Annotated in this window: 15 protein-coding genes and 4 pseudogenes; 10 read left to right on the forward strand and 9 right to left on the reverse strand. The window is 35.8% G+C overall.

The genetic code is table 11. From position 1 onward, the window contains the following. Positions 1–279 precede the first annotated feature (279 nt). Positions 280–510: pseudogene (locus MWH06_01570) on the forward strand (exopolysaccharide biosynthesis protein). Between the two features lie 46 nt (positions 511–556). Here the strand turns inward: MWH06_01570 and MWH06_01575 are convergent. The 5 genes and pseudogenes from MWH06_01575 to MWH06_01595 form a co-directional block, all read right to left on the reverse strand. Beyond that, positions 557–997, reverse strand: coding sequence for an Hsp20/alpha crystallin family protein (locus MWH06_01575; protein UPA55362.1), 441 nt, complete (start codon positions 995–997; stop codon positions 557–559). Between the two features lie 163 nt (positions 998–1,160). Then, positions 1,161–1,813 (reverse strand): annotated as a pseudogene (locus MWH06_01580) (transposase). A gap of 83 nt (positions 1,814–1,896) precedes the next feature. Next, positions 1,897–2,778 carry an IS3 family transposase gene (locus MWH06_01585; protein UPA55716.1) on the reverse strand — a complete coding sequence of 294 codons (882 nt, stop codon included), beginning with the start codon at positions 2,776–2,778 and terminating at the stop codon, positions 1,897–1,899. A gap of 14 nt (positions 2,779–2,792) precedes the next feature. Continuing rightward, positions 2,793–3,053 (reverse strand): transposase, encoded by a 261-nt coding sequence (locus MWH06_01590; protein ID UPA55363.1) that lies wholly within the window; start codon positions 3,051–3,053, stop codon positions 2,793–2,795. A 29-nt stretch (positions 3,054–3,082) separates the two neighbouring features. Next, on the reverse strand, positions 3,083–3,307 hold the full coding sequence (locus MWH06_01595; protein ID UPA55364.1) for a hypothetical protein: 225 nt from the start codon (positions 3,305–3,307) through the stop codon (positions 3,083–3,085). Between the two features lie 603 nt (positions 3,308–3,910). Here MWH06_01595 and MWH06_01600 point away from each other — a divergent pair. Together MWH06_01600 and MWH06_01605 are read left to right on the forward strand one after the other, a co-directional pair. Further along, positions 3,911–4,435, forward strand: a complete 525-nt coding sequence (locus MWH06_01600; GenBank protein ID UPA55365.1) for an IS982 family transposase — start codon at positions 3,911–3,913, stop codon at positions 4,433–4,435. Positions 4,436–4,476: 41 nt separating this feature from the next. After that, positions 4,477–5,291: pseudogene (locus MWH06_01605) on the forward strand (transposase family protein). A 16-nt stretch (positions 5,292–5,307) separates the two neighbouring features. On the opposite strand, the gene MWH06_01610 reads toward MWH06_01605, so the two are convergent. Both MWH06_01610 and topA read right to left on the reverse strand, forming a co-directional pair. Further along, the gene (locus MWH06_01610) at positions 5,308–6,579 is read right to left on the reverse strand and encodes a terminase (GenBank protein ID UPA55366.1); all 1,272 of its coding nucleotides are present in this window, start codon (positions 6,577–6,579) and stop codon (positions 5,308–5,310) included. Positions 6,580–7,413: 834 nt separating this feature from the next. Then, positions 7,414–9,864: a type I DNA topoisomerase gene (gene topA / locus MWH06_01615; GenBank protein ID UPA55367.1), complete on the reverse strand. Its 2,451-nt coding sequence runs from the start codon at positions 9,862–9,864 to the stop codon at positions 7,414–7,416. Positions 9,865–10,040: 176 nt separating this feature from the next. On the opposite strand from topA, the gene MWH06_01620 reads away from it, so the two are divergent. Continuing rightward, positions 10,041–10,856, forward strand: coding sequence for a transposase (locus tag MWH06_01620; protein UPA55368.1), 816 nt, complete (start codon positions 10,041–10,043; stop codon positions 10,854–10,856). On the opposite strand, the gene MWH06_01625 is transcribed toward MWH06_01620, so the two are convergent. After that, a complete protein-coding gene (locus MWH06_01625; protein UPA55369.1) occupies positions 10,853–11,041 on the reverse strand; it encodes a hypothetical protein in 189 nt (62 codons plus the stop codon). The two genes, MWH06_01620 and MWH06_01625, sit on opposite strands and share 4 nt — an antisense overlap. A 73-nt stretch (positions 11,042–11,114) precedes the next feature. On the opposite strand from MWH06_01625, the gene MWH06_01630 reads away from it, so the two are divergent. After that, entirely contained in the window at positions 11,115–11,300 is a 186-nt protein-coding gene (locus tag MWH06_01630) for a helix-turn-helix domain-containing protein (protein ID UPA55370.1), read from the forward strand. A gap of 239 nt (positions 11,301–11,539) precedes the next feature. Continuing rightward, positions 11,540–12,538 carry a pyruvate dehydrogenase complex E1 component subunit beta gene (locus tag MWH06_01635; GenBank protein ID UPA55371.1) on the forward strand — a complete coding sequence of 333 codons (999 nt, stop codon included), beginning with the start codon at positions 11,540–11,542 and terminating at the stop codon, positions 12,536–12,538. Between the two features lie 2 nt (positions 12,539–12,540). Here the strand turns inward: MWH06_01635 and MWH06_01640 are convergent, their stop codons facing one another. Continuing rightward, positions 12,541–12,894, reverse strand: coding sequence for a TrbC/VirB2 family protein (locus MWH06_01640; protein UPA55372.1), 354 nt, complete (start codon positions 12,892–12,894; stop codon positions 12,541–12,543). 1,046 nt (positions 12,895–13,940) lie between these two features. Here MWH06_01640 and MWH06_01645 point away from each other — a divergent pair. The 4 genes and pseudogenes from MWH06_01645 to MWH06_01660 all read left to right on the forward strand — a co-directional run bounded on the left by MWH06_01645 (position 13,941) and on the right by MWH06_01660 (position 17,166). After that, positions 13,941–14,462: a cytochrome b gene (locus MWH06_01645; GenBank protein ID UPA55373.1), complete on the forward strand. Its 522-nt coding sequence runs from the start codon at positions 13,941–13,943 to the stop codon at positions 14,460–14,462. A 5-nt stretch (positions 14,463–14,467) separates the two neighbouring features. Further along, positions 14,468–15,508 carry a nitronate monooxygenase gene (locus MWH06_01650; protein UPA55374.1) on the forward strand — a complete coding sequence of 347 codons (1,041 nt, stop codon included), beginning with the start codon at positions 14,468–14,470 and terminating at the stop codon, positions 15,506–15,508. Between the two features lie 102 nt (positions 15,509–15,610). Next, positions 15,611–16,705 (forward strand): hypothetical protein, encoded by a 1,095-nt coding sequence (locus MWH06_01655; protein ID UPA55375.1) that lies wholly within the window; start codon positions 15,611–15,613, stop codon positions 16,703–16,705. Positions 16,706–16,806: 101 nt separating this feature from the next. Next, positions 16,807–17,166 (forward strand): annotated as a pseudogene (locus MWH06_01660) (hypothetical protein). Position 17,167: the final 1 nt, after the last annotated feature.

Below are 17,167 nucleotides of genomic sequence, written 5' to 3' on the forward strand. Positions count from 1 at the left end.
TGATTATTAAGTTAGTATTAATTTAATTGCTAGTATTGATATATCTTAAAACAATTTGGCTTGACATGATTTTTAGGACTTTAGAAACTGAGATTTATGACTCTTGAGCGTAATAAGTGTAAATGTCTCAAGAGACTTTGTCAACGTAAATGCACAGCTGATAAGGCTATATACAAAATGTCAGTGAGTTATTCTAAGAATAGTATCAAATCAAGAACAATATTGGAATATAAGAGTAATTATGCTATTCATTAGAAATGATTTTGTTAAAGAGTGATTGTGCAAAAAAGTGAGAATTTGACTGAGGATAAAAAATTAGCATCTGATATTCTACAAGAAGTTGCAGATACTGGTAATACTAATAGTGATAAAGTGACGTTGTTTGAAATTAAAACAGCTCTACAAGAATGTGGTTTTGGTATTTTAATAATTATTTTCTCCTTGCCACTGTCTGTACCCATACCAGTTCCACTTGGCTATACAACTATACTTTCCATACCTTTAATCTTACTCCATCTATAATAAATTAAGCCTCGAACTAGAAGCCTGCTATTATTTACTTTACATCAATTTTCTTAATGTGTTTCTCTGACTTAGGTATGGTTACATGCAATACCCCATCTGAGAAATTAGCAGATACCTTATCTTGCTCTACATTTACTGGAAGCTGAATAGACCTATAGAAAGAGCCATAGTATCTTTCTCGATGATAAAATTGCTTATCTTTTGACTCATTATCACACGTCTTTTCACCCTTCACTATTAAGCTATCGCCAGATATACTAATGTCTATGCTTTCTTTGGAAATACCAGGTAACTCTAGTGACAGACAATAGCTTTCATTTGTTTCATAAAAATCGCAAGCTGGTCTACCTCTTCTGGAAAGCTCTGAGTCCCATCCTGTAAAGAAGCTATCAAATATGTTATCAACAGCTCTTTGTAATCCTCTTACACCATCACGGTTATTGTTTTTATTTAAATGAACTATATTACTCACGTTGTACCTCCTTTTACTAATATATGCATTACATAATAATTCCACTTACTAATTTCAATCCTAAATCTAAAGTTTGTTAGATATGAAAAGCTGTCTTACTATAGACCTGCTGCGAATCAAGCGATAAAAAAAAGGAAAGGAGGGTGACTAAAATCAAGGTTAACTAAAAGGCGTGCTTAAGATTTACAATACCAGCAATAATATTGAACCTCAGGTTATATTTTTTCTGAAAATTGCGATAAACATTCGACATAATCTTAAATATCTTTATCTCTCGGATCTTGTTTTCTACTCTCATTCTAAATGATGCTAATCTTCTATTATGCTCTGGAGTTAATGGCTTTTTACGATACTTTTTATATGGAATTATAACATTGCTTTGCAATTTTTGCCAACCTTGATATCCAGAATCGGCATGTTTTATGCTATCAAGTGGTAAATATTTTTCTTGTTTCCTTATGCGGAAATCACTAATTCTACCACGGTATGACTTTGACACTGATAAAATTCTTCCTCCTTCTTCGATAATAATCTCAGTTTTCATAGTGTTGGTTCTTTTTTTCCTGAATATGATTTCTTCCGTTTTTTACTATCTTCTGGTCTCTGTATTTGCTGTTCTGTAACATCAGCCAAAATCTTCAGTATTTTTTCTGGCGTCATACTTCTATCTTTTGTTATAGTCACTTTTTTGGCGAGTAATGGCTCTATTCTCTTAAGTAACCTACATACATTTGCGTTGTGTACATTGAATAGGCATCCTAAAAATCTATGTGTTATGTAAGTGCGATAGTACAAAATTACGCAAAACAACTTATTTTAAAGGAGTAAACAACTCAATTCTTTATAACACTAATTACTGACCTTACCCAGGAAAAGTGGAGAGAAAGTTGGGAATGTTTTTACAAAGAGAATGATGAATCAAAAAGCTCAGGGATGCAATAGTTAATAGTAGAATGTCTGCGTTGTTTGTTATAAAAAATTTCTATATATTCAAATATAGCAGTTTTAATAGACTGTTTGGAGTACTTAGCAGTATTTATTAATAACTCTCTTTTCAGAGAACTAAAGAAACTTTCTACAACGGAATTGTCGTAACAATAGCCTTTGTGACTCATGCTAGGAACTATGTTCTTTATAGCTAGTAGATTTTGGTAATTTTTTGAAGTATATTGTGAACCTTGATCGCTATGTAATAGTAGATTCTTGGGATGGTTACGCTTGTAAATGGCCATTAACAAAGAGTCAATAACCAACTGTTTATTTATTGAGCTACTCATCGACCAGCCAACTACCATACGTGAATATAGATCGATTACTACTGCCAAATATAGCCATCCTTTCTTGGTTCTTATATAAGTAATATCAGTCACCCACACTTTATTTGGTTGATCGGTAATAAAATTTTGATCTAATATATTGGGAACTATGACTCTATTGTCAGTTTGCCGTTTCTTGGTTTTAAATTTTCTTTTAAGTATAGCCTTAATGCCATTTTCTTTCATAACATTTTGCACTGTTTTGATGTTGTAATTTTTACCTAAAGCTTTCAATTCAACATGAATTTTAGGGGCACCATATCTGCATTTAGAAACTTGATGTATTTTTTGAATATCTGCTAATAGATCTTTTTTTGCCAATTCCCTATTGCTTATTTTTTTAGCAAGCCATTTGTAATAACCACTAGCAGATACACCAGAAATTCTACATAATTCTTGTACTTTATAGCAATTGCTATGCTCTTTTATAAAAAGATATTTTACTCTTTTTGACTGGCAAAATATCCCAGGGCTTTTTTTTAAATGTCTCTTTCCCTTGTTACTCTTGCTAACTCTCTCTTTAAGTCAAATCTCTCTTTATCATAAGGCGCTACGTTACCCCTGCCCGGAAATGCATTTACTGCTGACTTTTTCTCGTTATACTTCTTTATCCACTTACCTAATATACCGGGATTTATACCTAGATCCCTTGCTATTTGTGAAATTGTTTCTCCCCTTTCTCTGAAAAGTTTTACAGCTTCTTCTTTGAACTCTGCTGTATACTCTCTTCCATTTGTCATATTGCACCTCTTTATGAAAACATTTTTTACTATAAAAACGTCTCAACTTTCTCTCCACTTTTCCTGGGTAAGGTCAGTAGTTTAGTAACCGCTGTATGTTTATTCTCAATAGCATCACGAAGTAAAACATATCCTTCTGACCATGCTTGTGAGTAAGACAGCCCAAAAGAATTAATTAACTCCCTTGCTCTTTCTAGTCTTCCTTCACGAACTGCAGAAATTAAACTGTAGCTTGTATTATCATTGCCTAGCATAACTACTTACCCTCCAGATTATAACATTTTCCTTATATTAATATAATCATAAATAGATGATATATTATCCACAGTATATAATATAAGTCAAACTAGTTTAAACATAATATTTTTACTATCTTGCAGTGTTTTAGTTTCTGTAATAACCCCAACTATGGATTAAAGAAAGAGATAAAAGTGCAGCTAAGAAGAGAGAAATAGGGTAAGCTCGGGTATTTTAGCAATAATTAAGAGGTTACCCATGAAGAAAGATATTACAGAACTTTACTGTTGCGTCGAGGATTTTTGTCGCACAGTCGATGATAATTTTGCCAATATGCTCCTATCAAAAGGCAGAAAACCCACTAGAATACCAGGAATTACCACTCCGGAAATTCTCACCGTAATTCTATTATACCATCAATCCCCTTGCAAAAGTTTCAAAGCTTTTTACCTACTTTATCTGCCACTTTATAAATCTGAGTTTTCTAAATTGCCAACATATGACCGATTTATCGCTCTTAAATCACGGGTTTTATGGTATTTAGCATTACTTTTGCAATGGTTCTGCAAACAAGCAAAAATGACAGGTATTTCCTACATAGACACTTCTACAATCGCTGTTTGTCACAAAAAAAGGATCTCCAAAAACAAAGTTTTGATGGTTTGGCAGAAATTAGTAAGAGCACATACGGTTGGTTTTTTGGCTTTAAATTGCACTTGGTAATTAATGAAATTGGAGAAATTCAAGCACTTACTCTAACCAAAGGTAACGTTGATGACAGAAAACCTTTGCCAACTCTCACTAAAAGACTGACCGGACTTTTGTTTGGAGATAAGGGCTATATAAAGAAAGAGCTCTTTGAGAAACTCTTTGATAGAGGCCTAAAACTCGTCACTAAAGTAAAAAAAGGTATGAAAAACGTTCTCATTTCACTTCAAGAGAAGATTTTACTAAGGGAAAGATCGATTATTGAGACTGTTTTTGACTCCTTGAAAAACAAATTTGAGATTGAGCACACAAGACACAGATCGCCAACAAATTTCCTAATTCATGTTTTTTCTGTTCTGATTTCCTATTCTATGCAATCGAAAAAGCCCTCTATTTCTATAGACCTGCTGAAAAAGGTGATTGAAAAAATGATGTGAGAGAGGTAGAAGAAGAATAAGCAGATCAAGTAAGGAAAAAAATGAGCTTTAGTTACTATAATATGAAAAAACACCCAAGAAACTTTCGTAATATAACAGGTTTAACTATAGAGGAGTTCGAAAAAGTAGTGGAAAAAGTGAGGTCTGGATGGGAAAAACAGAAAAAGTGTCATGGTAGAAGATCAAAACTACCAACTCTGGAAGATAAGTTGTTTTGCGTAATTTTGTACTATCGCACTTACATAACACATAGATTTTTAGGATGCCTATTCAATGTACACAACGCAAATGTATGTAGGTTACTTAAGAGAATAGAGCCATTACTCGCCAAAAAAGTGACTATAACAAAAGATAGAAGTATGACGCCAGAAAAAATACTGAAGATTTTGGCTGATGTTACAGAACAGCAAATACAGAGACCAGAAGATAGTAAAAAACGGAAGAAATCATATTCAAGAAAAAAAGAACCAACACTATGAAAACTGAGATTATTATCGAAGAAGGAGGAAGAATTTTATCAGTGTCAAAGTCATACCGTGGTAGAATTAGTGATTTCCGCATAAGGAAACAAGAAAAATATTTACCACTTGATAGCATAAAACATGCCGATTCTGGATATCAAGGTTGGCAAAAATTGCAAAGCAATGTTATAATTCCATATAAAAAGTATCGTAAAAAGCCATTAACTCCAGAGCATAATAGAAGATTAGCATCATTTAGAATGAGAGTAGAAAACAAGATCCGAGAGATAAAGATATTTAAGATTATGTCGAATGTTTATCGCAATTTTCAGAAAAAATATAACCTGAGGTTCAATATTATTGCTGGTATTGTAAATCTTAAGCACGCCTTTTAGTTAACCTTGATTTTAGTCACCTTCCTTTCCTTTTTTTTATCGCTTGATTCGCAGCAGGTCTACTGTTTGTTTTTAGCTCTTGCACCAATTGCTGACCACTTGTTTTTGCTTCGATTAAAATTGCGTGTGGTGTCCATCTTGCAGCTAGTGACAAAACTTGCTCTTTAAGCTTTGGATACTCAAGCTTTGCGCGATATACATCAAGTAAATAGAATTTGTTGTCTGTTTTTGCCCAGGTAGTGCAGACGCTAAAGTTGCTCATGCTGCTTGTTGAAACTGCAGTGTCCCAGCTCTGAGTGACATATGAGAGACTATCAGGAAAATTTCTATAGCGCTTCAGCCACTCTCGTTTAATTATACCACTTGAAAGTGGCAGAGGGTTTTGTTGATATTGAGCAGCAAAAGCATAGCTCCCAAGTTCAACCTTTATCATCTCAATTTCTTCTTTTCCTCCATCTAGGGGATATAGCAACTGACCTTCTTCTCTTGAGTATAAAATCCTTGCAGGTGCAATGCGTGATGCTGGTTTATTATACAGCCACCCGATGCGCTCATTTATAGTTACTTGGATGACAGGAACAGGAGGCGCTGGTTTTTTGATTGAATAGATAATCTCCTTATTTTCAGATATCATCGGTAAACAAGTATGGTTCCATATGTTTTTTAGTTTGGAGAGAAGATGCCACGTTAGGTCTTCCTGGTGGAGCCTGTGCATCACAAGAATGATGACTCCTTTTTTTCTATTGTTGAGCCTGGTTACTAAAGTCTGATCGAACCAGTTTGTAGCACGCTTTCTAAACATTTCATTCAAAGCTTGAGCAGAACTGAGCGGATCATCCACGATGATAAAATCTCCACCCTCACCGGTCAATGTCCCTCCAACTGATGTTGCGATTCTGTATCCTCTCTGCACTGTTTGAAATTTGTATTTGGTATTCTGATCTTTGGATAGTTCTACCTCTGGAAACAGCTCTCTATACCAACTAGACTGCATTATACACCTCGTATCGAGCGAGTGCTTTTCGCTGAGCAGCCGAGAGTAACTTGCAACTATTATTCTTGCAGTTGGCTGATTTCCCAGTATCCACGCGGGCCACGCAACACTCACACACATAGATTTCATTGAACGCGGAGGCATATTGAATATTATTCGTCTCACTTCACCAGTACTCGCTGCTTCTAGCCTATCTGCTATGACTTTTATGTACCGATAATTATTATACTCACACCCCGGTACCACCGTTTGAAAGCACAGTTCAATGAATTTTAAAAAGTTGATTTTGTTCATGATATAATGTTGAAACCAGCGCGTGACGCTGGAATGACAAAAAAAGGAGCACTGGAATGACAAGGCTATAGGTTGCAAGCGAGACGTCATACCATGATTTATTCACGGTATCTCACATAGATCCCGCTAACAAGCAGCGGGATGACGGTTGTCGGTAGGCCTAAATTACTTTAGCCATAAATATTTAAGAAATTCACCAAACGAAAAAAAAGGCAAAAGAAGCCCTAGTCATTGTCTATTTTCAGTATTGGCGTTTTTTAAGTCTTAAACGCTGCAATTTAGCTGCTTTTAAACGGCAACTAACCTTAGCTTTAATATTTAAGAAATTTACTAGGCAGAAAAAAAGACATAGAAAACCCGTGGTAGCTAGTTATTGCACTCTCTATTTTAAAATTTGACGTTGGGTGATGTCTTGAACGCTTTATAAGCGCGTTTCAGCTTATGTAGGTAAAAACCTAGAAATTTTATAAAGACATACGGTGCACATAGTGCAAAAAATTAAACAATAGTACGCCAAATACAAGCTTTCTTGTCATTTTAATCTGCTGCAGAGATTGCGAAGTTAAATAAAATAGCTTCACTTTCATGATAAGGGGGCTGGCGGAGTTTGTCAAGGAAGTTTTTTCGTCTCTATTCCCAATAAAAGTTCGTTAATAGCTTCACTTTCATGATAAGGGGGCTGGCGGAGTTTGTCAAGGAAGTTTTTTCGTCTCTATTCCCAATAAAAGTTCGTTAATAGCTTCACTTTCATGATAAGGGGGCTGGCGGAGTTTGTCAAGGAAGTTTTTTCGTCTCTATTCCCAATAAAAGTTCGTTATTGGTTATGCAGGAAGTCTACTTTTTATTCTTAATCAACTCTAAAGCCTTCTTCAAATCTATGCTTTCAATATCTGCATTCTTACCCAAAGCAACGTTTGTTCTATCGCATTTTATATAGAACCCGTACCTGCCTTTGCAGATAAAGATTTCTTTTCCTTTTTCATTAACCCCGAGAGACTTTAACTCTTTGCGTGGACTGTTTGCAATAATTTGTACAACTTCGCTCAATTCTGTATTCAGCACCTCTTTGGAGCTTTTCTTAAGAGAAAAGTATCTACCATCATAGAAAATATAGTACCCGAATCGTCCAAGGCCTATTTTTACTTCCTTTCCGGTTTCTGGGTGTTCTCCAATTATTTTTGGCAAGGAGAGCAACTGAGTAGCGGTATTTAGATCAATGTCATTAACATTTATATCTTTTGGTATAGAAACCGTTTTTTTCTTTCCAGGCTCACTATTAAACTCCAGGTAAAGCCCAAAAGGACCTTTTTTAATTACTACCTCTTGTCCTGTTATATCATCTATACCTAAACTTTTTGGATATTCTGAATTGTCATTACTGCCCGTAATTTCTTTTGTATGGTTGCATTCAGGATAGTTAGAACATCCAAGGAACACTCCTGTTCGCCCAAAGTTCAATTTCAATATGCCACCTAAGCAATCAGGACATTTCGTATTCACCTCTTTTTTTCCTTCTTCTGAACAAAACCAATCGATTACCAAATCGTGAATGCCGCTGAAAACTTCATCATGCGTCATTTGCTTGACAGAGTTTACATGACCAAAAAATGGCACCCAAAAATGGCTCAATTCTTTTTTCCAATCTGCATGTCCATTTGAGATTAAATCAAGCTTTTCTTCCATTTGTGCTGTGAAATCATACTCTACACAACGCTGAAAAAAAGTTTCTAAAAATATAGTAACGATTTTACCGCGGCTGCTTGGAATAAATCTTTTGTTATCCAATGAAACATACTCACGATCTTGTAATACCGAAATAATTGTTGCATAAGTTGACGGGCGACCTATACCGATTTCTTCCATTTTTTTAACGATACTTGCTTCACTATAACGAGGTGGCGGTTGAGTGAAATGCTGTTTTGGCTCAACTAAAATCAGCTTACACGCTTCCCCTTCCTTCATGGCAGGTAGCAGACCTTCATTTTCGGCTTCCATGTTATCTTGATAGACTTTATAAAAACCATCAAAGAATATACTTGATCCACTTGCTCGCAGAATCACTTTCTGGTCAATAGAACTAATTTCAACTACCACTTGATCAAGAATCGCCGATTCCATTTGACTTGCAATGGTTCTTTTCCAGATTAAATCGTACAATTTAAATTGCTCTGGCGTTAAGTAATCCTTAATACTACCCGGCGTTCTATTAATATCAGTTGGCCGGATTGCTTCATGTGCTTCTTGAGCATTTTTGACCTTTTTTACATATTTACGAGGAGACTGCGGTAAATATTTATCACCATATAACGACTTAATTGACCCTCTAATTGAGTTTATAGCCTCATCTGCAATATGAAACCCATCTGTACGCATGTAAGTTATCAACCCTACGGTTTCACCACCAATATTGATACCTTCATATAAATTTTGCGCTACTCGCATAACATTTTTCACATTAAAATACAGTTTATTCACTGCATCTTGCTGAAGACTTGAGGTGATAAATGGAGGAAGCGGGTTTCTCTTAACTTGCTTGCGTTCTACTGTACTTACAGCATACTGCCTTGACTCGATCTCCTCAACTAGGTTCTTTGCCTCTTCTTCATTCTTAATATCAAATTTTTCTAGCTTTTTATTGTCATAGTGGCTTAGCATAGCAAAAAAAGCCTCATCTTTGCTATTTTGCATTTCTGCCTTTATGCTCCAATACTCCTGTGTTATAAACTTACTGATTTCATCTTCTCGTTCGCATATAAGCTTTAATGCAACAGACTGCACTCGCCCTGCAGACTTACTTCCCGACAATTTTGTCCACAACAGCGGTGACAAGCTAAATCCAACTAGATAATCCAAAGCTCTGCGTGCTTGCTGTGCGCGCACTAAGTCCATGTTTATTCCACGTGGATTTTTTATAGCTTCTTGCACTGCTCTTTTTGTTATTTCGTTAAAGACTACTCTATGAATGTTACTTTCATCATTGATTGCTTTCCTTTCCTTTAGTGCCTCTATCACATTCCAAGCTATTGCTTCTCCTTCTCTATCTGGATCTGTTGCAAGGTATATGTCTGATGTTTTACTTGCTTCCTTTGCCAACTCTTTTACATATTTTTCTGCCCTTTCAATAATCTCATACTTTATGGCGAAATCGTTATCCGGATCAACAGAACCGTTCTTCACTGGAAGATCTCTCACATGGCCAAAAGATGCAGCTACTTTGAACTCTTTACTCAAATATTTACCTATTGTCTTTGCTTTCGCAGGTGATTCAACTATTAATAATGCCATATTGTTAATTATTTTAGTATTTAAAGATAATATGTTGAGAAATATACGATGAAAAGTAAAAAAATATTTTAATAGGTCTTGTGAATTTTACAGAGTAGAGACCTGCTGAAAAAGGTGATTGAAAAAATGATGTGAGAGAGGTAGAAGAAGAATAAGCAGATCAAGTAAGGAAAAAAATGAGCTTTAGTTACTATAATATGAAAAAATACCCAAGAAACTTTCGTAATATAACAGGTTTAACTATAGAGGAGTTCGAAAAAGTAGTGGAAAAAGTGAGGTCTGGATGCAAAAAACAGAAAAAGTGTCATGGTAGAAGATCAAAACTACCAACTCTGGAAGATAAGTTGTTTTGCGTAATTTTGTACTATCGCACTTACATAACACATAGATTTTTAGGATGCCTATTCAATGTACACAACGCAAATGTATGTAGGTTACTTAAGAGAATAGAGCCATTACTCGCCAAAAAAGTGACTATAACAAAAGATAGAAGTATGACGCCAGAAAAAATACTGAAGATTTTGGCTGATGTTACAGAACAGCAAATACAGAGACCAGAAGATAGTAAAAAACGGAAGAAATCATATTCAGGAAAAAAAAGAACCAACACTATGAAAACTGAGATTATTATCGAAGAAGGAGGAAGAATTTTATCAGTGTCAAAGTCATACCGTGGTAGAATTAGTGATTTCCGCATAAGGAAACAAGAAAAATATTTACCACTTGATAGCATAAAACATGCCGATTCTGGATATCAAGGTTGGCAAAAATTGCAAAGCAATGTTATAATTCCATATAAAAAGTATCGTAAAAAGCCATTAACTCCAGAGCATAATAGAAGATTAGCATCATTTAGAATGAGAGTAGAAAACAAGATCCGAGAGATAAAGATATTTAAGATTATGTCGAATGTTTATCGCAATTTTCAGAAAAAATATAACCTGAGGTTCAATATTATTGCTGGTATTGTAAATCTTAAGCACGCCTTTTAGTTAACCTTGATTTTAGTCACCTTCCTTTCCTTTTTTTTATCGCTTGATTCGCAGCAGGTCTTATGTTGTTCATGGTTTCCAGAAAACCCTTGGATCTTGCTATTTTCAAGTGAATTTGAAGGTCTATTACAATAGTATATGATTGCAGCAGCAACCAGACAACAAGCTCCAACTACTATTCCCACTGCTATAGCTAACCCAAGAAAGGTTTACCTGAAGGATAGAATAGGTTATAATGGCATATTAAAGAGATGAAAAATGCCAAGCCCATATAGTGAAGACCTCAGAGAACAAGTTCTCAAAGCAGTTGATGAAAAAACAATGACGATAAAAAGAATTAGTGAAATATTTAAACTGAATATAAAAACAATATATTTATGGAGGAAAAGGAAAAAAGAAACAGGAAACATAAAGCCATCTTCAGGCTATCAAAAAGGTGACTGAGCCTCACCGGTGGCAGAATCTGGGTCACGAGGTCTTCTTCCTACACTCCATGTAAGAGCAGACAGTGCCTCAAAAGAACTGCCACCTATCCACTCTGAGAAGTTATTATCTTCTCTTGCTTTCAACCAAGTAATACTTATTCATATCATCTGGGTAAGGTCAGTTTATAAAACTTAATTTGTACGCTTCCTAGTAATTCTGATATAGTTACTTTAGTTACAGTCTATAAAAGTTTATAAATGGCAACCTTAAGTGTAAGAGAAGCTTTATGCACAGCGATCAGAGAAGAAATGCAAAACGACCCTGACGTGTTGATCATCGGTGAAGAAGTTGCAGAGTATGATGGTGCCTATAAAATGACAAAAGGATTACTGAAAGAGTTCGGAGAAAATAGAGTGGTTGATACGCCTATTACCGAACATGGATTTGCTGGCCTTGCTGTTGGAGCAGCATTCGCTGGATTAAAGCCAATTGTCGAATTTATGACTTTTAATTTTTCTATGCAGGCTATCGACCAAATCGTGAATTCTGCAGCAAAAACAAATTATATGTCAGGTGGACAACTTGGATGCCCTATAGTATTTCGTGGGCCAAATGGTGCTGCAGCAAGAGTTGCTGCACAACACTCTCAATGCTTTGCATCTTGGTATTCACATATACCGGGATTAAAAGTAATAGCACCTTACTTTGCCTCCGATTGCAGAGGTCTGCTTAAAGCTGCAATTCGTGACCTGAATCCGGTAATATTTCTAGAAAACGAAATAGCTTACGGACATGAACATGAAGTTTCTGACTCTGAGCTGTCAAATAAAGATTATCTACTTGAGATAGGCAAGGCTGCTGTTATACGGAAAGGAAAGGATGTAACTATCACTGCTTTCTCACTGAAATTAATGGATGCTTTAAACGCAGCAGATTTACTTTCAGGTGAAGGTATAGAAGCTGAAGTTATTGACCTCAGAACCTTAAGACCACTTGACACTCAAACTGTTATTAACTCTATTCAGAAGACTAATAGGTTAGTTAGTGTAGAAGAAGGATGGCCATTTGCAGGAATAGGAGCAGAGCTGTCAGCCGTTGTTATGGAACAAGGATTTGACTACCTTGATGCTCCAGTTATGCGCGTAACTGGCAAGGACATCCCCTTACCTTATGCTGCAAACCTAGAAAAAAAAGCATTACCGCAAGTGGAAGATATAGTTGAAGCCGTGCATCAGGTCTGCTTTAGAAAAAAATAACCCTATTGGTTCTTTTTTGTGTCTCCTGTTCCACATTGGTCCATCAAGGAAGTATTTCCAGTGCTGCCTATACCACCCATTACTTTTGTCACAATAGTTTTAGCACCGAAAAATACAGCACAAAATATACCGAGTGCAAAAAGAGCTGGCCATGGCATTCTACCAAATATCGCAAGCAAAGCTGCACCTATTATCACTACGGTCATAAGCGGTCCGCCTATTCCCCAAACGTAGCCAATAATATTACATATTACTTGAGCAGTTGTATCGTCATTAGCGTCAGCAGCACTCCCAACATGAGAAAAAGAAATAAATAATACTATAAAAAGAATATTAAAAACTTTCCTAGGGTTCATCCCTATACCTTAAATTTAGATATTGCAATTATACCTAAAATACTATAATTTTTAGTAAAACTAGTATAAAGATTGAATAACAAACGGTGCCACAAAAGTAGTTGACACATAACTGCACGAACATTGTAATATGGCACGATATCACATAGTAAACGATGTCATCCCAGTGCCCTGACTACTTGGATCCAGGAAAAAGGAGGGTGTTATGCAAACAGCTGGCACTGGTTTTCATCCAAGACGGTGTCATCCGAGTAGCCCTCTTCTTGTCATCCCAGTACTCCTAATAATGTCATCCCAGTGCGTGACACTGGGATCTAGTTTTCTTTACAAATTCACCAAAAGTGTTTCATTCTATAACGCAAAACCCATATTCACAAAACCCAATGCATTACTTGCAGTCTAGATCCCAGTGTCACGCACTGGGATGACACTTTCCGTATAAACATTAAGAAATTCACCAAACAAAAAAAAGGCAAAAGAAGCCCTAGTCATTGTCTATTTTCAGTATTGGCGTTTTTTAAGTCTTAAACGTTGCAATTTAGCTGCTTTTAAACGGCAACTAACCTTAGCTTTAATATTTAAGAAATTTACTAGGCAGAAAAAAAAGGCATAGAAAACCCGTGGTAGCTAGTTATTACACTCTCTATTTTAAAATTTGACGTTGGGTGATGTCTTGAACGCTTTATAAGCGCGTTTCAGCTTATGTAGGTAAAAACCTAGAAATTTTATAAAGACATACGGTGCACATAGTGCAAAAAATTAAACAATAGTACGCCAAATACAAGTTTTCTTGTCATTTTAATCTGCTGCAGAGATTGCGAAGTTAAATGAAATAGCTTCACTTTCATGATAAGGGGGCTGGCAAAATGTGTCAAGTAAGTTTTGCATTTAATCCGTTTCTATGACTTAGATGCCAGTGCCTGCTACTTGACTCTCGGCTGGGTCGAATTTGTATAGCTACATTGTCGGTAAATCTAAATTGCTTTAATAATTTTGATTGAAAAATAGTTTTTCTATTATATAAATGCTACTTTAGAGTAATCAGAATGGAAGACGATAAATATAGCCTAGGTTTAAGAGTTATCCATTGGTTGATGGCTGCTTTTATTATTGGTATGCTTTGCTCTGGACTTTATATGAAAAGCTTACCACTTAGCAATGAAATTAAGTTCAACATATACGCTATTCATAAGGCTTGCGGTATCACTATTCTTGGATTAATCATAGTACGCATATTTTTTCGCGTCTTTACTTATGTTCCACGACTTCCAGCAAATTTTTCTCGATTTGTAATCAATGTAAGCAAAACAGTACACTTTGGTTTGTATTCTTTGATGGTGCTAATGCCACTATCTGGCTATGTTATGTCTTCTGCTTCTGGCAAAAAGATCAAGTATTTTTTTCATATCCCTTTGTTGATTAATCAAAACAAAGATCTAGCTAACACGGCTAATCAGCTACATTCGATGCTTGCATGTTTTATGGTACTCTTTATAATCTTGCATATACTTGGCGCTTTGAAACACACATTTATAGATAAGCAAAACATTTTTAAACGTATGATATAGGTTATATGTTAAGTAGCCTCTGGAAAAAAGGAACAGATTTTCTTGGTAGTGAGTTTGCGATAATGGGTGGTGCTATGAGCTGGGTTTCAGAGAGAAACTTGGTTTCGGCAATCTCAAACGCAGGTGGTTTCGGTGTAATTGCATGTGGTGCAATGTTTCCAGACCTATTGAAAAAAGAAATCATAGAGACACAGAAATTAACTAACAAACCATTTGGTGCAAACCTAATTACTATGCACCCAAAGTTGAGTGAGTTGATAGATGTGTGCATTGAAACGAAAGTGAGCTATATAGTGCTTGCTGGCGGATTACCAACGAAGCCTAATATAGAAAAAATTAAGAGTGCAGGCATTGAAGTTATGTGCTTTGCACCAGCATTAAGCCTTGCGAAAAGGTTAGTGAAAATGGGAGTAGATGCGTTAATAATAGAAGGAATGGAAGCAGGCGGGCACATAGGGCCAGTTAGCACTTCTGTTCTTGCACAAGAGATATTGCCTCATTTTAAAAATGAACAAACACCAGTATTTGTTGCCGGCGGAATAGGAAGAGGTGAAATGATAGTTAATTACTTAGAAATGGGGGCAAGTGGCTGTCAAATAGGTACATTATTTGTCTGCACAAATGAGTCAATTGCCCACAAAAATTTTAAGAAAGTGTTTATTAAATCAGCCGCACGTAATGCAATACCTTCTATGCAGATAAGTGCTGATTTTCCTGTAATTCCAGTAAGAGCTATAGCCAACAAAGCAAGTGATGATTTTATGAAGCATCAAAAAAAAGTTATTGATGAATACCAAAAGGGCCAGATCTCAAAAGAAGATGGGCAGCTTGAAATAGAAAAATTCTGGGCTGGAGCTTTAAGAAGAGCAGTGATTGAAGGAGATATTGAAACAGGATCTTTAATGGCCGGTCAAAGCGTTGGCATGGTTGATAGGGAAAGACCCGTAAAAGAAGTGATAGACATATTAATTCAACAGGCAAACAATTATATTGAGAGCAAATCTGTAGAAGCAACAAAGCAAATAGTTAACGCAAGCAAGTCATAATTATCTCTGAAAGAGTCCATTATAGGGCATCATTGCCCAGTTTTAATGTAAATTTAACGCTGATGAGGTATCTATACATTTTGTTATGTATGGAGGAATGCTATGCGAAATTTTTTGGTAAACCTTTGGAAAAATAAAGAACCAAGTTCGGTTGCAAACATGAATGCTGATGAGCTTTCTGAAATACTTGAAGAGATAAAAAGAGGAGATCAAGATTATTCAGACGAGAAAGTTAGAAACAAAGGGGCTCCCGGGAAGTGCAAAAGGTTGATTAAGGAAGGAGTTACTCCTGAAATGTTCGCTAAACTAGGAGAATCACTAATAGAGCAAAAAGAATATTATATCAAAACCTTTCTTCCAGCGTTGCAAGTAGAAATAACAGAGTCAACAAAACTAGACAAAGAAAAAGCAAAGGAAATAAGACGAATAATTTCGGAAATTATTAGCAAGAGCAGCAATAAATATTCGAAAATAGAAGAACAACCTATTAATTCCATAAAAGAAGAGATCCCAGTGTCAAGCACTGGGATGACAGAAAATAATGTAGAAAGTCCAATGACGCAGGATCAAACTCAACAGGAATTAGAAAGTCTAACTAAAGAAGAAGTGTGTGCTAGTGACTCAGATAGTGAAATGGGTTCACCTGGCTTAGCATCAAGTAGTAGAAGGAGCAGTATAAGCTCAACATTAAGCTCTACTGAAGAAGATAGTAATCCACAAAAAGAAGAAACTGGAAATAAAGTGCTGCTAGAACAGACCGCAGAAGAAGAGCCAGCTCAGGTGTCATCCCAGTGCTTGACACTGGGATCCAGAAAAAAAGAAAATATGGGCCCAGATGGTCAGGCTACTCAGATGACAGGTAGTCAGCCATTGCAACCTGAAGAAAAAAAGAACACCGCTTCCATTGTGCAAAAACCTTCTGCAAACAAAAACAATAGTAAAGGTACGCCACCTGAGAAACAACCCAATAACAGAAATCTTCACGTTGCACTTGTAGCAGGTTGTGCTCTCTCTACAATAGGGTGCATTGTTGCAGGAGCAATGACATCAGGACTGGTAGGAGCAGGACTACTTGCTATGGCTGCAGTGTTTGCTATAGCAGCAGTAGCTGAATTGCATTCAAACTTTCTGTCAAGCAAATTAACATCCATTAATGTGAGTCCTCTTGTTAATGATAAAGAGCTTACAGCATTGTAAAAATTAAATATGTGTTACTTGTAGTGGATAAGTGAATTCAGTTCTTGCTTATTGATATAAAAGTTGTTATATTTGAGGAATATTTAAAGGGTATTTAGTTGATGCGCATTCAATTGAATAAAGTTTTGGTTTTTATAGCCTTATTAAGTTTCATTTTTGCATCATATTCTAGCGAAGCTTCGGTGAGTGATGAATTAAAGGATGTACAAGAAACGGTAAAAGATTTTATTTCTTCATTTTCAATTAAAGATACTGTAGAAAATATGAGTCCTTCAACAATCATAGGGTTGTGTATGGCTGCAGTGATACTTGCAATAGTGTTTAGAGGTCTGATCTTTTTTATGATAATGTTTGGTGTGTTAGTCATAATGTTTGGTAGCACAGAAAAGGCAACAGATTACTTAAAAGAAAAATTTAACTTTATAAAAGATATAAAGTTACAATCCGATAGCGAAAAAAAGA

The organism is Wolbachia pipientis (assembly GCA_023052945.1).
Classification (GTDB): Bacteria; Pseudomonadota; Alphaproteobacteria; order Rickettsiales; family Anaplasmataceae; genus Wolbachia.